Origin of the sequence: Pseudomonas sp. OTU750018 (genome assembly GCF_011636575.1) — a bacterium.
In the GTDB taxonomy this organism is placed as follows: Bacteria; Pseudomonadota; Gammaproteobacteria; order Pseudomonadales; family Pseudomonadaceae; genus Aquipseudomonas; species Aquipseudomonas peli.
The window spans coordinates 1,547,592-1,567,665 of sequence record NZ_JAAPAU010000001.1; the positions used below are offsets into that span (position 1 = coordinate 1,547,592).

General features: G+C 62.6%; 14 protein-coding genes. 5 read left to right on the top strand and 9 right to left on the bottom strand.

Going from position 1 to position 20,074, the window contains the following annotated elements; genetic code table 11:
* Positions 1-73: 73 nt before the first annotated feature.
* The 7 genes from HCI85_RS07300 to HCI85_RS07330 all read right to left on the bottom strand — a co-directional run bounded on the left by HCI85_RS07300 (position 74) and on the right by HCI85_RS07330 (position 11,335).
* On the bottom strand, positions 74-2,374 hold the full coding sequence (locus HCI85_RS07300; protein ID WP_167143574.1) for an Orn/Lys/Arg family decarboxylase: 2,301 nt from the start codon (positions 2,372-2,374) through the stop codon (positions 74-76).
* A gap of 38 nt (positions 2,375-2,412) precedes the next feature.
* Complete coding sequence (locus HCI85_RS07305; RefSeq protein WP_167143577.1) at positions 2,413-4,719, bottom strand: Orn/Lys/Arg family decarboxylase; 2,307 nt, start codon at positions 4,717-4,719, stop codon at positions 2,413-2,415.
* A 329-nt stretch (positions 4,720-5,048) separates the two neighbouring features.
* Positions 5,049-5,438 carry a glycine cleavage system protein GcvH gene (gene gcvH, locus HCI85_RS07310; protein ID WP_167143580.1) on the bottom strand — a complete coding sequence of 130 codons (390 nt, stop codon included), beginning with the start codon at positions 5,436-5,438 and terminating at the stop codon, positions 5,049-5,051.
* A gap of 142 nt (positions 5,439-5,580) precedes the next feature.
* A complete protein-coding gene (gcvT, locus tag HCI85_RS07315; RefSeq protein WP_167143583.1) occupies positions 5,581-6,663 on the bottom strand; it encodes a glycine cleavage system aminomethyltransferase GcvT in 1,083 nt (360 codons plus the stop codon).
* A gap of 170 nt (positions 6,664-6,833) precedes the next feature.
* Entirely contained in the window at positions 6,834-8,450 is a 1,617-nt protein-coding gene (locus HCI85_RS07320; RefSeq protein WP_160085861.1) for an ABC transporter permease, read from the bottom strand.
* Positions 8,451-8,572: 122 nt separating this feature from the next.
* A complete protein-coding gene (locus tag HCI85_RS07325) occupies positions 8,573-9,574 on the bottom strand; it encodes an extracellular solute-binding protein (RefSeq protein WP_167143591.1) in 1,002 nt (333 codons plus the stop codon).
* A gap of 111 nt (positions 9,575-9,685) precedes the next feature.
* Positions 9,686-11,335, bottom strand: a complete 1,650-nt coding sequence (locus HCI85_RS07330; protein ID WP_167143593.1) for an acyl-CoA synthetase — start codon at positions 11,333-11,335, stop codon at positions 9,686-9,688.
* Positions 11,336-11,577: 242 nt separating this feature from the next.
* Here HCI85_RS07330 and HCI85_RS07335 point away from each other — a divergent pair, with 242 nt between their 5' ends.
* Complete coding sequence (locus HCI85_RS07335) at positions 11,578-13,488, top strand: beta-ketoacyl synthase (RefSeq protein ID WP_167143595.1); 1,911 nt, start codon at positions 11,578-11,580, stop codon at positions 13,486-13,488.
* A 49-nt stretch (positions 13,489-13,537) separates the two neighbouring features.
* On the opposite strand, the gene cysQ is transcribed toward HCI85_RS07335, so the two are convergent.
* Both cysQ and nudE read right to left on the bottom strand, forming a co-directional pair.
* The gene (gene cysQ, locus HCI85_RS07340; RefSeq protein WP_167143597.1) at positions 13,538-14,359 is read right to left on the bottom strand and encodes a 3'(2'),5'-bisphosphate nucleotidase CysQ; all 822 of its coding nucleotides are present in this window, start codon (positions 14,357-14,359) and stop codon (positions 13,538-13,540) included.
* A complete protein-coding gene (nudE, locus tag HCI85_RS07345) occupies positions 14,356-14,922 on the bottom strand; it encodes an ADP compounds hydrolase NudE (RefSeq protein WP_167143600.1) in 567 nt (188 codons plus the stop codon). Before nudE ends, cysQ begins: the two co-directional genes overlap by 4 nt.
* Before the next feature lie 133 nt (positions 14,923-15,055).
* Between nudE and yrfG the strand changes: the two genes are divergently transcribed.
* The 4 genes from yrfG (at position 15,056) to HCI85_RS07365 (ending at position 19,934) form a co-directional block, all read left to right on the top strand.
* A complete protein-coding gene (gene yrfG / locus HCI85_RS07350) occupies positions 15,056-15,718 on the top strand; it encodes a GMP/IMP nucleotidase (protein ID WP_167143602.1) in 663 nt (220 codons plus the stop codon).
* Positions 15,719-15,759: 41 nt separating this feature from the next.
* The gene (locus HCI85_RS07355) at positions 15,760-16,653 is read left to right on the top strand and encodes a LysR family transcriptional regulator (RefSeq protein ID WP_167143604.1); all 894 of its coding nucleotides are present in this window, start codon (positions 15,760-15,762) and stop codon (positions 16,651-16,653) included.
* Between the two features lie 120 nt (positions 16,654-16,773).
* Positions 16,774-17,616 carry a formate dehydrogenase accessory sulfurtransferase FdhD gene (fdhD, locus tag HCI85_RS07360; protein ID WP_167143607.1) on the top strand — a complete coding sequence of 281 codons (843 nt, stop codon included), beginning with the start codon at positions 16,774-16,776 and terminating at the stop codon, positions 17,614-17,616.
* Positions 17,613-19,934, top strand: coding sequence for an FdhF/YdeP family oxidoreductase (locus HCI85_RS07365; RefSeq protein ID WP_167143610.1), 2,322 nt, complete (start codon positions 17,613-17,615; stop codon positions 19,932-19,934). The genes fdhD and HCI85_RS07365 overlap by 4 nt, the downstream gene beginning before the upstream one ends.
* The last annotated feature ends 140 nt before the right edge of the window (positions 19,935-20,074 follow it).

The window sequence follows — 20,074 nt, forward strand, 5'->3', positions numbered from 1 at the left end:
CGACCTCTCCTTGTTCTTTGCGTGGCACTGGCGCGGCCAGCAGCCAAGGCTGCCGGCCCGGAGTGGCTAAGCGTTACTGTTTGACCACATAGACCCTGTACGTCAGCCCACCCTGACCATCGCGCTCAATCTCGACGCCATGGTTGTCGTGCTCGAAACCGGGGAAGTGGCTGTCGAACAGCTCCATCGCCAGCAGGTAATCGATGATCGCCTGCTTGTCGGCGCCAGCCTTCTCGCCCGGCATCATCAGCGGGATGCCCGGTGGATACGGCACAACCTGTACGGCCACGGTACGGTCCAGCATGTCACGCACGGCGATCTGCTCGATCTGGCCTTTCACCAGCTTGGCAAAGGTCGCGCGCGGTGATGACACCACATCCGGCAAGAGGCTGAAGGCGGCGTCCATGTTGTGCAGCAGCTTGGAGGCGAGCATGTCCTGGTGCATCGCGTCGGCCAGGTCCTTGAGGCCCATGCCGGCGTAACGCTCGCCATGGCTAGCGACCAGCTCAGGCATCACCAATTCCAGCGAGGCGTTGCTGTCGTAGTGCTTCTTGAACTCCATCAGCCCGGCGACCAGTGAGCCCCACTTGCCCTTGGTTACGCCCAGGCTGAACAGCAGCAGAATCGAATACGGCTCGGTCTTTTCCACCACGATGCCGCGGCTGGCAAGGAACGACGACACCAGCGGCGCCGGAATGCCGCTGGCTTCCATCTGCCCTTCCAGGGTCTGCCCTGGGGTCAGCACGGTGACCTTGATCGGGTCGAGCATGCAGTAATCACGGCCCAGGTCGCCAAAGCCATGCCAGCTGGCGCTCGGCTGAAGCACCCAGGCATCGCCCTGGCGCAAGGTCTGCGGGTCGAGGTCGGCAAAAGGCACGCCGTTGACCTCATCCGGTTGCCACACGCCAAACCACCAATCCTGCGGCTTGCGCTTACGCACCTCATTACCCAGACGCACCATGGCCTGGCGGAAGGCGATGGCTTCGCCGATGGACTCATCGGTGAGGTACTCGCCGGCATCATCCATCATCTTCGCCGACACATCGGTGGAGGCGAGGATGCTGTATTGCGGCGAGGTCGAGGTGTGCATCATGAAAGCTTCGTTGAACAGCGCCGGCTTGACCGGCACCTTGCCCGAACGGATATGGATCATCGAGGCCTGCGACAGCGCCGCCAGCAGCTTGTGGGTCGAGTGGGTGACGGTCACTGTGGCGTCATCGGCATGCCGTTCGCCACGGTGCATGCCGTAGCGGCCTTCATACAGCGGATTGAAGCGCGCGTAGGCATACCAGGCTTCGTCGTAGTGAATCCGGTCGACGCTCTGGCTCAGTTCGCGGGTGGTGGTCTGCACGTTGTAGCAGAGGCCGTCGTAGGTCGAATTGGTCAGCACCGCCAGTACTGGACGGGCCTGTTTGTCGGTCATCAGCGGACTTTCGACGATTTTCTGCGCCACCGCCTCGGGCGTCAGCTCGCTGCGCGGCACCGGGCCGATCAGCCCGCGTGCGTTACGCCGTGGCCGCAGGTACAGCGGCACCGCGCCGGACATATTCAACGCGTAGTTCAGCGACTTGTGGCAATTACGGTCAACCAGCACCGCATCGCCATCGGTGACCGCCGAGTGCAGGACGATCTCATTGCTGGCTGAACTACCACCGACAGAGAAGAAGGTGTAATCGGCGCCAAACACCCGCGCGGCATTCTTTTCCGCCTCGGCAATAGGCCCGGAGTGATCATTCAACGAGCCCAGCTCACCCACCGATACGCTGAGGTCGGAGCGCAGCATCTGTTCGCCGTAGAAGTCGAGAAAACTGCGCCCCACTGCGGTCTTCATAAAGGCAGTGCCGCCGGTATGCCCAGGGGTGTGCCAGGAGTATTCGTGGGTGTCAGCGAAGTTCACCAGGGCGCCAAAAAATGGCGGCAGGATGCTGTCCAGATAACGCCGGGCAGCGGCTTCAATGCGTCCGGCGACAAACGCCGGGCTGTCTTCCGGCTGCCAGATAAACCCGTCGATATTTTCGACAAACTCCAGCGGCACCCGGCTCTGATGTGCCTGGCTCATGCCGAGCATGATCGGCAGCTGTGCGGTGCGTTGGCGGATCAGCTGAATCAGGTGCAGCGCTAACGGCAGGTTTTCCTCACACAAGCCCCAGCCGAGGATGACGCAGCAATAGGCTGGGTCGGCGCGAAAGGCGATTTCCGCGTCATCCAGCGAGCTGACTCGCTCAACCTCCAGGCCATGTTGCTGCAAGGCCCGACCCACCTCCTCGGCGCTGCGCAGAACGATGCTGTCCGGGTGCTCCAGGGTGTTGACCACAATCAGCACCGGGTAACGCTGGGCTAGGGATGCCGGCAACGGCACTTTGGCGTGACTCATGATGAACTCCTTATAAAAGACCTGATGGGTGCCAGCCCTTAGCGCTTGAGGCACCAGAAGTGGTAACCGCCGTCCTGATGCACGGCGCCCTCTACCTCTTTCTCGAAACCGGGGAAGTGGTTGCCCCAATCCTGCAGGGCCTGGATGTAGCGAATCCATGGGCCATCCAGCGGACCGAGGTTCTCGCCGGGCATGACAATCGGTATGCCTGGTGGATACGGCATGATGCCAACCCCGGTAACCCGCCCTGCTGCCTGTTGCAGCGGCAACAACTCGACCTCGCCGGCTTGCAGCGCCTGGAACGCGGCACGTGGCGTTGTTTCGATCAACGGCAAATTGCCGAAGGCTTCGGCCTGCAGGGCGTCCATGCGGCTGCTGCGCATGTACTCGAACATCTCGTTGCTGAGGTCACGCAGGCCCATGCCGCGGTAGCGCTCAGGCGCCTGGGCGACCAGATCAGGCAGCACTCGTTCCAGCGCCACATTGCCGTCATAGTGGCGCTTGAAGGCCAGCAGCACGTTGATCAGCGTGCCCCACTTGCCCTTGGTTACGCCAATGCTGAACAGGCACAGCACCATAAAATCGGTGATACGCGACGGCACAATGTTGTTGCGGTAGAGAAAGGCACCGAGGATTGGCGCGGGGATGCCCTCCGCCAACAGCTGGCCGTCGGCGCCCATGCCCGGCACCATGATGCCGACCTTGATCGGGTCGAGCATGCACCAGCCTTTTTCCAGGCCAGCAAAGCCATGCCATTCAGCGCCTGGCTCCAGCTCCCAGCAGGCAGGATCGCTGGTCAGTTGTTCGGCATCGGCATCGGCAAAATCAACCGTCTTGCCGGTTTTGCTATCGCAGACCTGCAGCGCGTTCCATGGCTGGAAGAACCAGTCGCCACGGCTGGCAAACTCGCGGTGGGTACGCGCCAGCGCCTGGCGGAAATCCACCGCCTCGCGCAGCGAATCCTGGGTCAGGCTATAGCCGCCGTTGCCATCCATCATCGCCGCGCCCACCTCGTTGGAGGCGAACAGCGCGTACAACGGCGAGGTACTGGCCTGAATCACGAAGGATTCATTGAAGCGGCTGTGCTCGACCGGGTTGCGGCCGTTGCGGATATGGATAAACGAGGACTGCGACAGCGCCGCCAGCAACTTGTGGGTCGAGTGGGTGGCAAACACCGTAGGGCCATCGGCCGGGTGGCTGGCGGGGTCGCCACGCATGGCGTAACGCCCCTGGTACAGCGGATTGAAGCGCGCGTAGCCGTACCAGGCCTCATCGAAGTGAATGCGCTCACTGCTCTGCGCCAGCATGCCTTCGGCGCGTTCGGCATGCAGGCACATGCCGTCATAGGTGCAATTGGTGACCACGGCATACACGGGCTTGCTGCCCTTGGCCTGGGCGCGCAGCGGGTGGTTGGCGATGGCGGCCTGGATGCGCTGCGCATCGAACTGCGCGGGCAGCAGTGGGCCGATAATCCCGTAGCGGTTGCGTGTCGGGGTCATATACAACGGCAGGCCGCCAGTCAGCACCAGGCCCTGCTCGATGGATTTGTGGCAATTGCGGTCGCACAGGGCGAACTGGTTTTCACCGACGCAGGCCATAAAGATCGCCCGGTTGGAGCCCGAGGTGCCGTTGAGTACCGAATAGCTGGCGTGGGCGCCAAAGATCCGCGCCACATAGGCTTCGGAGTCTGCCACCGGGCCGCTGTGATCGAGCACTGAACCAAGGCTGCCGCGCTCGATACCGCTGTCGGTGCGAAACAGGTTTTCCCCGAAGAAATCGAAGAACACCCGGCCCACCGGCGACTTGGTAAAGGCAATCCCGCCCTGATGCCCCGGCGCAGCCCAGGAGTGCTCATCTTTCATGGTGTAGCGCAGCAGTGCATCGGTAAACGGCGGCAGCAGGTGCTCAAGGTAGCGGTTGATCGCGGCAATCACCCGACCGACGACAAAGGGCGCGGTGTCTTCGAGCATCCAGACAAACTCGTCGGCCAGCCCCATGGCCTCCACCGTGATGCTCTTCTTGGCATTACGGTCGGCCATTAGAAATACCGGAACGTTTTCGTTGCGCTGGCGAATGCTGCGCAGCAACTCCAGCGCCTGGGCGTGGGAGCTGTCGTCATTTTTGCCCAGGGTCCAATCGACGCAGATGCAATGCAGCGCCGCATCGGACATCACCGCCGCCAACCCATCCTCGTAGGAGGTGGCCTTGATCAGCTCGGCATTGCGGCTGGCAAATTCGTCGACCAGCTCGTTGAGTACGCGCCCACGCATGCTAGTGGGGCTGCCGAGGTCATCGTCGACCATCAGCACGCGCATTTTCAGGGGTTTGTTGGTTCGTCCAATCATCAACCTGCCTCCATCGTCCTTTTGCGCAAACGCAGTCGCACTGCCCATACCCTGACATCCAGTAACCGTGCGGGGGTTAGTGCATAGAAACCGGGGAATTGATGCATGCCCACTCAACGCACTATGCACCGAGCGGCGAAACATCTTGTGACATGGATCAACAGCCTAGTCAGCATCGCGGGCCGCGCAAACTTTCTGACCGAACAAACAGCTGAGTGCGACGAATAGCCGTGCTAGAGCGGCACAGTGCCATTACGAGGCACGAGCAAAGGCGCAGAAACAACAAAGCCCCGCGAGGCGGGGCTTTGTTTTGCAGCTAAGCGGGAAGCTTAAGCGTCGCTATCGGCTGTGGCCTTGTAAGCGGCCGCATCCAGCAGCTTGTCCAGCTCGCTGGCATCGCTTGGCTTGAGCTTGAAGAACCAACTGCCGTACGGATCGCTGTTGACGCTTTCCGGGCTGTCGGACAGGCCGTCATTGATCGCGATGACTTCACCGGAGACTGGTGCATAGATGTCGGACGCGGCCTTGACCGATTCCACCACCCCGGCTTCCTGGCCAGCATTCAGGCTCTTGCCGACTTCTGGCAACTCGATGAACACCACATCACCCAGGGCTTCCTGCGCGTGATCGGAAATGCCTACGGTAACGCTGCCATCGGCTTCCAGGCGCGCCCACTCGTGGCTGGCGGCGTAACGCAGATCGGCGGGGATATTGCTCATGTGTCGTTCCTCATCTGACATGACGGCGACCACGCCGTCATGGAAATTTAGCAGGCCTTGGCCATACCGAAAGAAAGTCTTTAAAAACCTAGTGAGCCGCTCCAACACGGGCGCTCTCGACCATCCATGGCTAACTCAAGGCTTAGATAAGCGCCTTGCCGTTACGCACAAAACTCGGCTTGACCACCCGCACCGGGTACCACTTGCCGCGAATCTCAACCTCGGCGCGCTCCTGAGTCGCCGCCGGCACGCGGGCCAGGGCGATGGATTTACCCAGGGTCGGCGAGAAGCTGCCGCTGGTAATCTCACCTTCGCCCACGCCCTCAACCCGCACCACCTGATGCGCACGCAGCACGCCGCGCTCTTCCAGCACCAGGCCCACCAGCTTGGAGGGAACGCCTTCGGCCTTCTGCTTCTGCAGCGCGACACGGCCAACGAAACCACGGCTGGCCGGCTCCCAGGCGATGGTCCAGGCCATGTTGGCGGCCAGTGGTGTCACACTTTCGTCCATGTCCTGGCCGTAAAGGTTCATCCCGGCTTCCAGGCGCAGGGTATCGCGCGCGCCAAGACCGATCGGGGAAATACCGGCACCGACCAGCTCATTAAGGAAGGCCACCACTTCGCTGGCTGGCAGCATGATTTCCAGGCCGTCTTCGCCGGTGTAACCGGTGCGGGCGATGAACCACTCGCCATCAGGCTGGCCTTCGAACGGCTTGAGGCCCTGAATCAGGTTGGCGCGCGACTGGCTCACCAGCTCGGCAGTCTTGCTGCGCGCATGCGGGCCTTGAATGGCCAGCATCGCCAGCTCGGCGCGCTCTTGCAGCTGCACGTCAAAGTCGACGCTCTGCAGGCGCATCCAGGCCAGGTCCTTGTCGCGGGTCGAGGCATTCACCACCACGCGGTAACCAAAATCGGTCAGGTAGACGATCAAATCATCCACCACCCCGCCCTGCTCATTGAGCATGCCGCTGTAGAGGGCTTTACCGATACTTTGCAGGCGCTCGATATCATTGGCCAGCAGGTGTTGCAGATAGGCCTTGGCCTGGCTGCCACTGACATCCACCACGGTCATGTGCGACACATCGAACACCCCGCAGTCGCGACGCACCTGATGGTGCTCCTCGACCTGCGAGCCATAGTGCAACGGCATGTCCCAACCGCCGAAGTCGACCATCTTGGCACCCAGAGCGAGGTGCAGGTCATAGAGCGGTGTGCGCTGTCCCATAAGTGTCTCCTTGCGGGCTGGGCAGTGCAGCGGCAACCCGGCTGAGCCCACACAATCGGGCACTGGCACAGGCTATCAAGATGATCGGCCGCTGCGAATGGCGCGCATTGTAGCCGCAACACCGGGGGCGGTCATCCCAACGTGACAGCCTGTCGCGCAGGCCCGTTTGGCTAACCGTGACGGCGCGCCGAACGGCGGATCAGCAGAATCACCGGCAACAAGCCAACCAGCACCAGGGTCAGGGCCGGCAGCGCAGCGCGTGCCCACTCGCCTTCACTGGTCATTTCAAACACCCGCACCGACAGCGTGTCCCAACCAAAGGGGCGCATCAGCAGGGTGGCAGGCATTTCCTTGAGCACATCGACGAACACCAGCAGCGCAGCCGACAGCGCACCCGGCACCAGCAGGGGCAGATAGACCTTGAAGAACAATCCGACGCCGCCAACACCCAGGCTGCGCGAGGCTTCTGGCAAGGACGGGCGAATGCGCGCCAGGCTGTTTTCCAGCGGCCCGTAGGCCACCGCCATAAAGCGGATCATATAGGCCAGCAACAGCGCCGACAGGCTGCCGAGCAGAATCGGCTTGCCTGCGCCCCCCAGCCAACTGGACAGCGGGATCACCAGCTCACGGTCCAGGTAGCTGAAGGCCAGCATAATCGCCACCGCCAGCATTGAACCCGGCAAGGCATAGCCGAGGTTGGCCACGCCGACAGTGCCGCGCATCAAACGGGTCGGGGTTAAACGTCGAGAGAACGCCAGCAGCAAGGCCACACTGACGGTAATCAGCGCCGCCATCGCGCCCAGATACAAGGTGTGCAGGATCAATGCGCTGTAGCGTTCATCCAGATCGAAACGGCCGCGCTGCCAGAACCAGACGATCAGCTGCAGCACCGGGATAACAAAGCCGCAGGCGAATACCAGACCGCACCAGGCACTGGCGGCTAGTGCCTGGCCGCCCTTGAGGTGATACAGCGCCTTGCCGCGCGGACGTTCATTCACCGGACGCACCGCACCGCGGGCGCGGCGCTCGCCGTAGAGCACCAACATCACCGCCAGCAGTAGTAGGCTGGCCAGTTGCGTGGCGCTGGTCAGGCTGTAAAAGCTGTACCAGGTCTTGTAGATGGCCGTGGTAAATGTATCGAAATTGAACACCGAGACCGCGCCGAAATCCGCCAGAGTTTCCATGATGGCCAGCGCCAGACCGGCGCCAATCGCCGGGCGCGCCATCGGCAAGGCTACGCGCCAGAACGCTCGCCAGGGGCTCAGACCAAGCACCCGTGCCGCTTCCATCAAGCCCTTGCCCTGGGCCAGAAAGGCATTGCGCGCGAGCAGGTAGACGTAGGGGTAGAACACCAGCACCAGCACGATGATCACCCCGCCGGTGGAACGCACCCGGGGAAAGCGCACGTCACTGCCGAACCACTCGCGCAGCAGGGTCTGCAGCGGGCCGGCGAAATCCAGCAGACCGACAAACACGAACGCCAGCACATAGGCGGGAATGGCAAATGGCAACATCAGCGCCCAGTCCAGCCAGCGCCTGCCGGGGAACTCACAGAGGCTGGTAAGCCAGGCCAGGCTCACGCCAAGCAGCGTCACACCCACGCCCACACCGAGGACCAACACCAGGGTATTACCGAGCAGACGCGGCAACTGGGTTTGCCACAGGTGCGCCCAGATCTGCTGGTCGACCTCGTGCCAACTAAACATCAGCACGCTCAGCGGCAGCAGCACCAGCAAGGCAACGGCAAAGGCGATGGGGTACCAGCGGCGCTGGGCAGGATGGGCCACGCAGAGTCCTCTACAGCGGAAAAGACAACGCCCCGCAAGTGCGGGGCGTCGGCAGTATAAAGCCAGCGCGTTGCAGGGTGGAAAACCGTGACGGCTTTTCCACCTGCCGGCTTAGCCCTGGCTTAGTTCCAGCCAGCGCGATCCATCAGCATGGTCGCTTCGGCCTGGCGCTTGCCGGCCACTTCGGTGGCGATCGAGTCAGCCTTGAAGGTGCCCCACGCGGCGACTTCCTTGGACGGTGCAACCGCCGGGTTGGCCGGGAACTCTTGGTTAACGCCGGCGAAGATGGTCTGCGCTTCTTCGGTGGTCATCCACTCCAGCAGCTTGCGGGCGGCTTCGGCGTTTGGCGCGTACTTGGTCACACCGGCACCGGCCAGGTTGACGTGCACGCCACGGTCGTTCTGGTTCGGCCAGTACGGCTTCACTTTCAGGTCAGGCTGCTGCTGGTGCAGGCGGCCGTAATAGTAGGTGTTGGTGATGCCAACGTCGCACTGGCCGGCGTCGATAGCTTGCAGCAGCGCGGTGTCATCGGCGAAAACGTCGGTGGCCAGGTTGTTGACCCAGCCCTTGACGATTTCTTCGGTTTTGGCCGCGCCATGGGTTTCGATCAAGGTGGCGGTCAGCGACTGGTTGTAGACCTTCTTGCTGGTGCGCAGGCACAGGCGGCCTTCCCAGTTCTTGTCAGCCAGGGCTTCGTAGGTGCTCAGCTCACTCGGTTTAACCCGCTCGGTGGAGTAGAAGATGGTACGCGCGCGCAGCGACAGGCCAGTCCAGCTGTCGGTGCTGGAGCGGTACTGGGCCGGGATATTGGCGTTGATAAGCTCAGATTTGGTCGGCTGCAGCACGCCTTCCTGCTCGGCTTGCCAAAGGTTGCCGGCGTCGACGGTGATCAGCAGGTCAGCCGGGGTATTGGCACCTTCAGCCTTCAGACGCGCGATCAGCGGCGCTTCCTTGTCAGTGATGAACTTGACCTTGACCCCGGTTTTCGCGGTGTAGGCATCGAACACAGGCTTGATCAGCTCGTCGATACGCGAGGAATACACCACCACTTCATCGGCGGCCTGCGCTGTGCTGGCGAGCGCAGTGAGGGAGAGTGCGGCGAACAAGCCTTTGCTTACCTGCATGGTGTAATGCCTCTTGGTATAGACGAGTTAAGGTGCCAAATAGTAGTGAATGACATTTAGGTTCTCAACTCGTTATCTATTTAAACCTGTAACAAGTGCCTTCAATCCTCCTTATGCCACCGCCTGTTGTGCGGCCAACTGCTTGGCCTGCTCACGCAACACAAACTTCTGCACCTTGCCGGTGCTGGTTTTCGGCAGGCTGGTAAACACCACACAGCCCGGCACCTTGAAGCGCGCCATACGCTGCTGACAGAAGGCGATTACTTCCACGGCGGTCAGCTCTGCACCTGGCTTGAGGGTGACAAAAGCGCAGGGCGTTTCGCCCCATTTGGCGTGGGCCATGGCCACTACGGCCGCTTCCAAAATAAGCGGATGGCGATACAGCACGTCTTCCACCTCGATGGAGGAGATGTTCTCGCCGCCGGAAATGATGATGTCCTTGCTGCGATCCTTGATCTCCACATAGCCGTCTGCATGCCACACCGCCAGGTCGCCGGAGTGGAACCAGCCACCGGCAAATGCTTCGGCAGTGGCTGAGGGGTTCTTCAAATAGCCCTTCATCACCACGTTGCCGCGCATCATGATTTCGCCAATGGTCTGGCCGTCTTTCGGCACCGGTTGCAGGGTGTCGGGGTCGGCCACCATCAGGCCGTCGAGCAGCGGCGCTCGCACGCCCTGGCGGGATTTCAGGCGCGCACGCTGTTCCGGGCTTTCGCTGTCCCACTCGCTTTTCCATTCGCAGGCCACGCTGGGGCCGTAGGTTTCGGTCAGGCCGTACACGTGGGTCACGCGAAATTCCAGGGCTTCCATGGCTTCGATCACCGCTGCGGGTGGTGCGGCGCCAGCGGTGAGCACTTTTACCGGCTGGGTTTTCAGGGCTTTCAGCGCGTCATCGGCGTTAGCCAGCATATTCAACACGATCGGCGCGCCGCAGAAATGGTCGACGTCATGCTCGGCGAGCAACGGGTAGATGGCTTCGGCACGCACATGCCGCAGGCACACGTTGACCCCGACATAGGCGGCCAACGCCCAGGGGAAGCACCAGCCGTTGCAGTGGAACATCGGCAGGGTCCACAGGTACACCGGAAAGCGGCTCATGTCCCAGCACATGGCGTTGGACAGGGCATTCAGGTGCGCACCGCGGTGGTGATAGACCACGCCCTTGGGATTACCGGTGGTGCCGGAGGTGTAATTGAGGGAGATCGCCTGCCACTCGTCCGCCGGCAGCTGCCAGGCGTAGTCAGGGTCGCCTTCGGCCAGCAGCGCCTCGTACTCCAGCTGGCCGATCAGCACACCGTCAGCGTATTCCGGGTCATCGATACCGATCACCAGCGGCGGCTGTGGCAAGTGGCCGACCACGCGCTGGGCCAGCTCGCCGAACTCCTTGTCCACCAGCAACACCTTGGCTTCGCCGTGCTGCAGGATAAAGGCGATGGCTTCGGCATCCAGGCGGGTATTGATGGCATTCAGCACGGCACCGCACATCGGCACACCAAAATGCGCCTCGAACATCGCCGGGCCGTTGGGCGCAATCACTGCCACGGTATCGCCCAAACCGATGCCGCGCTGAGCCAAGGCCGAGGCCAAACGAATACTGCGGCTATAGGTTTCGCCCCAGGTCTGCCGCAGGCTGCCGTTAATCAGCGCCAGGCGCTGCGGGTAGACGCTGGCGGCGCGCTCAAGAAAGCTCAGCGGGCTGAGCGCCTGAAAATTTGCCGCATCACGGGGCATGCCGTATTCGTAGGGATTGACGCTGTGCATTGTTGTTCTCCAGCTGGGCGTTGTGCGCAGAGACCATAGCAGCCGTAAGGTTTTTGCGATGCGCGACCTTGGTCGAAACCGTGACTCGCAAGTCAGCAATCACGTCAGCATAGGCATCCGAACAGCCATGCTGGGCGCTTGATCGCGGCGCAATAACCGCCGCAGAGCGTTCCAGACTGAGTGACAAGCCTCCATAGCCTTATCTCGGTTTGTCTGGCGTTATCTTTTCAAGGAGTTATCGAGTGACCTCACGCTTACCTGTGATCGTTGGTTTTGGTGGCTATAACGCGGCTGGGCGCAGCTCCTTCCACCATGGTTTCCGCCGCACCGTGATCGAGTCCATGGACACGCCTGCGCGCCAGCAGACCCTTGCCGGCCTGGCGGTGATGATGAAACTGGTCAAGGTGGTTGATGGCAACTATCAGGATGACGCCGGCAACACCCTGAGCCTGGCCGAGATCGACAGCCGCTTCGCCGAGCAGATTCTCGCCTCGACCTTGGTGCGCCGTATCGAGAAGCAGCACCTGGATGTCGACGCGGCGCACTGGCAGAAGACCATCGACATCAGTGCCACAGCCGGTCAGCCGCTGAGCTTTATCACCCTGCGCAAGCACCTGCCCGAGCCGCTGCCATCCGACTGGACGGTGGACGAGTTGAACGCCAGCGAAGTACTGGTGACCCTGCACGACAACTGCGAATTCAAGGTCGACAGCTACCGCGCCCTGCCGGTGAAATCCGCCGGGCAGCTGCCCAGCGGCTTCGAACCGAGCGAGCTGTACAACGCACGCTTCCATCCGCGCGGTCTGGCCATGACCATCGTCGGCGTCACCGATGCCCTACGCGCCACCGGCATCGACTGGCAGACCATCATGCAGCACGTGGCACCGGACGAAGTCGCGGTGTTTGCCGGCAGCATCATGAGTCAGCTCGACGAAAACGGCTTCGGCGGCCTGATGCAGTCGCGCCTCAAGGGTGGTCGCGTCACCGCCAAACAGCTGGCCCTGGGCCTGAACACCATGCCGGCGGACTTTATCAACGCCTATGTACTGGGCAGCGTCGGCACCACCGGCAGCGTCACCGGCGCCTGCGCCACCTTCCTTTATAACCTGCAGAAAGGCATCGAGCTGATCAGTTCGGGCAAAGCGCGGGTGGCCATCGTTGGCAACAGCGAAGCGCCGATCAATCAGGAATGCATCGAGGGTTACGGCGCCATGGGCGCGCTGGCCACCGAAGACGGCCTGCGCCAGATCGAAGGTAAGGATTCGGTCGACTTCCGCCGCGCCAGCCGCCCGTTTGGCGAAAACTGCGGCTTTACCCTGGCCGAAGCCTGCCAGTTCGTGGTGCTGATGGACGACGCCCTGGCTCTGGAGCTGGGCGCGGACATCCATGGCGCGGTGCCGGATGTGTTTATCAACGCCGACGGTTTCAAGAAATCCATTTCCGCCCCCGGCCCTGGCAACTACCTGACCGTGGCCAAGGCAGTGGCCAGCGCCGTGCAACTGCTGGGCATCGACGCGGTGCGCGAGCGCAGCTTCGTGCATGCCCACGGCTCCAGCACGCCGGCCAACCGCGTTACCGAATCAGAAATCCTCGATCGCATCGCCGGCGCCTTCGCCATCAAACAGTGGCCGGTCACCGCAGTGAAAGCCTTTGTCGGCCACTCCCTGGCCACCGCCAGTGGTGATCAGGTGATCTCCGCCCTGGGCAGCTTCAAGTACGGCATCATCCCTGGCATCAAGACCATCGACGCCGTGGCCGACGACGTGCACCAGCAGCACCTAAGCTTCGCCACCCAGGATCGTTCACGCGCACCCGAGCAGCTGGATCTGTGCGTAATCAACTCCAAGGGTTTTGGCGGCAACAACGCCAGCGCCCTGCTGCTGGCGCCGCATGTGGCCGAACGTATGTTGCGCAAGCGCCATGGCGAAGCGGCCTTTGCCGCCTACCTGCAGCGACGCGAAGCCACGCGCCACGCCGCTCAGGCCTACGACGCGCAGGCGCTGCTGGGGGATTTGGGGATTATCTACAACTTCGGCAACGACCTGATCGACGATAAGCAGATCGAGATCAGCGCCGAGCAGATCAAGGTGCCGGGCTTTGCCCAGCCGCTGGTGTTCAAGAAGGACGAACGCTACGGCGATATGCTCGACTGAACGTCAGTGATGGGTTACGCCTGCGGCTAACCCATCCTACGGCCTTGGCTTAATCCAGCGCGCGGGCCAGCTGAATCAGCTCGGCGCGCCAGGGGGCGGCGGCCGGCAGCGCCAGAAAATACGGATTCAGCAGCGACTCACGCGCCTCATAGGTCAGTGCCTCGCCCTTAAGCGTCAGCACTTCACCACCCGCACCTTCCAGCACGCCCTGCGCCGCCGCGGTGTCCCACTGCGAGGTGGGGGCCAGACGCGGGTAACAATCGGCGTTGCCTTCTGCCAGCTGGCAGAACTTCAGCGAGCTGCCGACATTGGCCAGTTGCAGATCACCAAAGCGCTCGCTCAGCCCGGTCAACAACGCTTCCTGCGCTGGGCTGGAATGGCGGCGGCTGGCCACCAGAGTAAACGCCTCCTGCGGGGCCAGACGCACACGAATCGGCTCAGCCTGGCCCGCCGCATCGGCGCGCCAAGCGCCCATGCCTGCACCACCGTAATAACACTGGCCGGTGGCCGGAATACCCACCACGCCAAACACCACGCGGCCCTGTTCGATCAACGCGACGTTGACGGTGAACTCTTCGGAGCCCGCGATAAATTCCTTGGTGCCATCCAGCGGGTCAACCAGCCACCAGCGCGACCACTGCGTACGGGTGCTCAGGGCAATATCGGCCGCTTCTTCGGAGAGCACCGGAATGTCAGCCGCCAAGGCCAGCAGGCCGTCATTCAGAATATGGTGCGCGGCCATGTCGGCAGCCGTGACCGGCGACGCATCGGCTTTTTCATTCACCGTTACATCGGCGCGCCAATGCGGCAATGTTGCCGCGCCAGCCTGGCGCACCAGCTCAATCACAGCGGGGATCAGCGGATGGCTCATGGCTTAAAGACCCCACGCTGAGTCAGTACATCACGGGCCAGGTACAACGCCGCCAGGGCGCGACCTTCGGTGAATTGCGGGTGTTGAATCAGGCTCGACAGTTCGCGCAGGCTGGTCTGGTCGACGCGCATCGGCTCGGGCTCATCGCCCGGCAGGCGTTCTTCATAGAGATCCGAGGCCAGCACCACCTGAATCTTCTGGCTCATATAACCCGGCGAAAGGCTCAGCTCGGCCAGCAACTCAAGCTTGTGCGCGCCAAAGCCAGCTTCTTCTTTCAGCTCGCGGTTGGCCGCGTCCAGCACGTCCTCACCCGGTTCGATCAGCCCTTTGGGCAGCGACAGCTGATAATCATCGGTGCCGCCGCAGTATTCCTCGACCAGCAGTGCGTGTTCGGCATCGACCATCGCCACCACCATCACCGCACCATAGCCGGACCCCTTGCCCACCAACCGCTCATAGGTGCGCTCCACGCCGTTGCTGAAGCGCAGTTGCAGCTCCTCAACGCGGAACAGGCGGCTGCTGGCGACAATTTCGCGAGCGAGTACGGTGGGTTTCTGACGCATGGGGCGGCTCCTGGGCAGGACATAGCGGGTTATCATAGCGCGGCTTTTCCTATTATCTGCGTAGGAGATTGCGCGATCACGACGCCTGCGGCGCAAATCGCGACCGCCTGCGCATCTACCAGAAGAACTGCGCATGCCTGCCTTGCCCTGGAACACCATCGACACCGTCCTGCTGGATATGGACGGCACCCTGCTCGACCTGCACTTCGACAACCACTTCTGGTTGCAGCACCTGCCGCAGCGCTATGCCGAGCACCACGGCGTTAGCCGCGCGCTGGCCGAAGCTGAACTGCTGCCGCTGTTTCGCGAGCATGCCGGTACGCTCAACTGGTACTGCACGGATTTCTGGAGCCGCGAGCTGAACCTGTCGATCCGCGACCTCAAACGCGAAGTCGCGCACCTGATCGCCCTGCGCCCGGACGCCGACACCTTTATCCAAGCGCTGCGCCAGGCCGGTAAGCAGGTGGTCATGATTACCAACGCGCACCGCGACTCGCTGTCGCTGAAGCTGGAACGCATCGAGCTGGCGCCCTACTTCGACCGGCTGATCAGCTCCCACGACTATGGCTTCCCCAAGGAAGACCAGCAGTTCTGGCACGCCCTGCAGCAGGACATCAGCTTCACGCCGGCGCGTAGTTTGTTTATCGATGACAGCCTGCCAATCCTGCGCAGCGCCGGGCGTTTTGGCATCGGCCACCTGCTCGCCGTGCGCCAGCCCGATAGTCAGGCGGGGCCGAAGGACACCGAGGAATTTGCTGCCGTCGAGGACTACCGCGCACTGGTGCAGGGGCTTTAACCTCGCACCCGTTGGCCGCCCCAGGACGTTGAGGACGCATCATGGACATTAAACAGCTGAAGTTCCTCATCGCCCTGGATGAAACCCGTCACTTCGGTCAGGCCGCCGCGCGTTGCCATATCACCCAGCCCACCCTGTCGATGCGCCTGCGTCAGTTGGAAGACGAACTGGGCCTGGAGCTGGTGCGCCGTGGCCAACGCTTTGAGGGCTTCAGTGCCGAGGGTGAGCGCATTCTGGCCTGGGCGCGCAGCCTGATGGCCGCCCACGATGGCCTGTATGCCGAAGCAGCGGCCTGCCGTGGCCAGCTGGTCGGCACCTTGCGTTTGGGCGTGGTGCCACTGGCTGGCTTTGACCCCATGCGCTTGGTGCAGTTCTTTGCTGAGCAGCATGCCGGGCTGCGCTTTCAGTTGTTCGCCCTGAGCAGCGAGGAAATTCTCGAGCGCCTGGGGCGTAATCAACTCGACCTTGGCCTGTCGTATCTCGACCGCCTCAACCCGGAACATTTTGACAGCCTGGAGCTGGCGGAAACGCGCATGGGCCTGCTGTATGACCGCCGGCACTTTCAGTTCACCCGGCCAGCCCTGCGCTGGGAAAGCCTGATCGACCTGCCGCTGGGCCTGCTCTCGGCCGGCATGCATTTTCGCCAGTCGATCGACCACAGCTTTCGCTCCCGTGGCCTGACGCCCAGCCCACGGTTGGAAACCGATGCCGTGCATCAACTGCTGCAAGCGGTCAGCGCTGGGCTGTGCTGTGCGATCATGCCGCTCAACAGCGGCCTGGCCGAGTTCACCGAGCACCTGGCGCTGACGCCGATTGAGGATGCCCACACCCTCGCCCCGCTGGGCCTGATACTGCGCCGCAGCGCACCGCGCTCGGCCCTGGCCGAAGCCTGCTTTGCCGAAGCGCAGAAACTTTTACCGGGCGCGACAGGCTGAAAGGCCCAAGCTTGAAGCCTTGATAGATGCTGTCGATCACGAGATCGGCAACAGCGATTAGACGCACCCGTTAGAGCGGCCTAGGCTGGCGCTATTGCCTCGCTGCCGGGAAGCCTGCTCATGCCACGTCACGCCCCGACCATCGCTAAAGATTCCGCGCCGATACTGCTGCCAGCGCCCACCTACAGCTATGTCGAACTGGCGGATACACCGCAAGATGGCGCCGCTGCGCTGGCCAGCGAGACGGCTCTGGCGATCAGCTACAACGGCATCAGCCACAGCGTGATGATGGTCTCGCCCAGCGACCTTGAGGACTTTATCTACGGTTTCAGCCTGAGTGCCGGCCTGATCGATAGCTTCGATGAGATCTACGATATCCGCCTTCAGCAACAGGCCAGCGCCATCAGCGCCGAGGTGCAGGTCAGCAACCGCGCCTTTTGGGCGCTCAAGCAGCAGCGTCGCACCCTGGCCGGCAACAGCGGCTGCGGCCTGTGTGGGGTGGAGGCGCTGGAACAAGCACTGCCGCAATTGCCCAGCCTCACGCCCAGTCCGCTACCTGCTGCCGCCCATCTGCAGGGCCTGCGTCAGCGCATTCAGACCGTACAGACCATGGCCCGCCACAGCGGTGCGGTGCATGCCGCGCTGTTTGTTGATGGCCAGGGGCAGATCCGCCTGTGCCGCGAAGATATCGGCCGGCATAACGCCCTCGACAAGCTGCTCGGCGCCCTGCATCGCGAAGGGGGAAGCCCGCACCAGGGCTTTGCCGTGGTCACCAGCCGTTGCAGCCTGGAGCTGATCCACAAGGCGCTGCGCGCCGGCATCGGCACCCTGGTCAGCCTGTCCGCACCGACCACCCTCAGCGTGCAGTGGGCGCGCCAGCACAACCTCAATCTGATCCACCTGCCCCAGCACAGCGCGCCACGGGTTTACAGCCCGGCCGCCCCCGGAGTCGCCCAGCCATGAGCCTGCAACCGATCAATCCGCGCTACCAACCCTACAGCGGGCCGGCCGCCGGTTGGGGCGCGCTGCGCAGCGTGACGCGCTTCTGGCTGGACAGTAAGCAACCGTTCAAGAACCTGCGTGCCCTGCTCAAGACTAACCAGCACGGCGGCTTTGACTGCCCCGGCTGCGCCTGGGGCGATTCACCGGAAGACGGCCGCATCAAGTTCTGCGAAAACGGCGCCAAGGCGGTCAACTGGGAAGCCACCAAGCGCCGCGTGGATGCTGCCTTCTTCGCCCGTTACAGCGTCAGCCAGCTGCGCGAGCAAAGCGATTACTGGCTCGAATACCAGGGCCGCCTGACCGAACCGATGCGCTATGACGCCGCCAGCGATCATTACCAACCGATCAGTTGGGACGCCGCCTTCGCCCTGATCGCCGAGCACCTGAATGCGCTGCAAAGCCCCAATCAGGCCGAGTTCTACACCTCCGGTCGCGCCAGCAACGAAGCGGCCTACCTGTATCAGCTGTTCGTCCGCGCCTTTGGCAGCAACAACTTTCCCGACTGCTCGAACATGTGCCACGAAGCCAGCGGCGTGGCCCTCGGGCAAAGCGTGGGCGTCGGCAAGGGCAGTGTGACCTTCGCCGACTTCGAGCACAGCGATGCGATCTTCGTGCTCGGGCAGAACCCCGGCACCAACCACCCGCGCATGCTTGAACCGCTGCGCGAGGCGGTGAAGCGCGGCGCGCAGGTGGTGTGCTTCAACCCGCTGAAGGAGCGCGGCCTGGAGCGTTTTCAGCACCCGCAACATGCGCTGGAGATGCTTAGCAACGGCTCCGAACCGCTCAACACCGCGTTCTTCCGCCCGGCCTTGGGCGGCGATTTAGCCGCCCTACGCGGCATGGCCAAGTTCCTCCTGCAATGGCACCGCGAAGCACTGACTAATGGCGAGCCGGCGGTGTTCGACTTGGCCTTTATCGCGGAACACACCCACGGCGTGGACGACTATTTAGCGCTGCTGGATGCCAGCAGTTGGGATTCGCTGGTCGAGCAATCCGGCCTGAGCCTTGGCGAGCTTAAGCATGCCGCCCTGCTCTACCGCCGCGCCGAGCGGGTGATCATCTGCTGGGCCATGGGCATCACCCAGCACCACAACTCGGTGGCGACCATTCAGGAGATCGTCAACCTACAGCTGCTGCGCGGCAACCTCGGCCGCCCCGGCGCAGGCCTGTGCCCAGTGCGCGGCCACAGCAACGTGCAGGGCGACCGCACTATGGGCATCAATGAGCGCCCGTCGGCGGCCTTTCTTGATGCGCTTGAACAACGCTTTAACTTCCAAGTGCCGCGCGCGCAGGGCCACAACACCGTCGAGGCGATCAACGCCATGCTCGATGGTCAGGCCAAGGTGTTTATCGGCCTGGGCGGTAACTTTGCCCAGGCCACTCCGGACAGCCCGCGCAGCCATGCCGCGCTGAGCCGCTGTGCACTGACCGTGCAGATCAGCACCAAGCTCAACCGCAGCCACCTGACCACCGGAGCCGACGCGCTGATTCTGCCGTGCCTGGGCCGCACCGATATCGACCACCAGGCCGGCGGCCCGCAGGCGGTGACCGTGGAAGACTCGTTCAGCATGATCCACGCCTCTTACGGCCAACTCGAACCACTGTCGGCGCAAATGCGTTCGGAGCCGGCGATCATCGCCGGTATCGCCAAGGCTACGCTGGGTAACCATCCGGTGGACTGGGACGCGCTGATTGCCGATTACCGGCGCATCCGCGAGCTGATTGCCGACACCATTCCCGGCTTCAGTGACTTCAACCAGCGCCTGCAACATCCCGGTGGCTTCTACCTGGGCAACGCCGCTGCCGAACGGCGCTGGCTGACCGCCAGCCACAAAGCCAACTTCAAGGCCAACCCGCTGCCCGCCGATCTGCTGCCACCGCAGGTGCGCAGCAGCGGGAAAACGCCGGATCTGATCCTGCAGACGCTGCGTTCCCACGATCAGTACAACACCACCATCTATGGTCTGGATGACCGCTACCGTGGGGTCAAAGGCCAGCGCCAGGTGCTGTTCGTCAATGAAGCGGACATTCTGCGCTTAGGTTTCCAGCCGGGACAGCAGGTCGATATCCAGTCCATCTGGGATGACGGCATTGAGCGCAAGGTTGTTGGCTTTACCCTGCTGGCTTTCGACATTCCCGCCGGCCAAGCCGCCGCCTACTACCCGGAGGCCAACCCGTTGGTGCCGCTGCAGAGTTTTGGCGCGGACAGCTTTACCCCGACCTCGAAATACGTAGCCATCCGCTTGCAGGCCCATCAGGCCAGCGCGCGCATTCTTTAAGTGAATCTGTGGCGGCGATCACAGCGGCGACCAGCGGCAGGGAATTTTTCGGCAAACCGCCCTCTAAGACTGTGCGCGGAGTAATCATCCTTTAAAAACAAAGGCCTAGGTCCGCACCCTGTTCAATCGAGAAGGTCTGC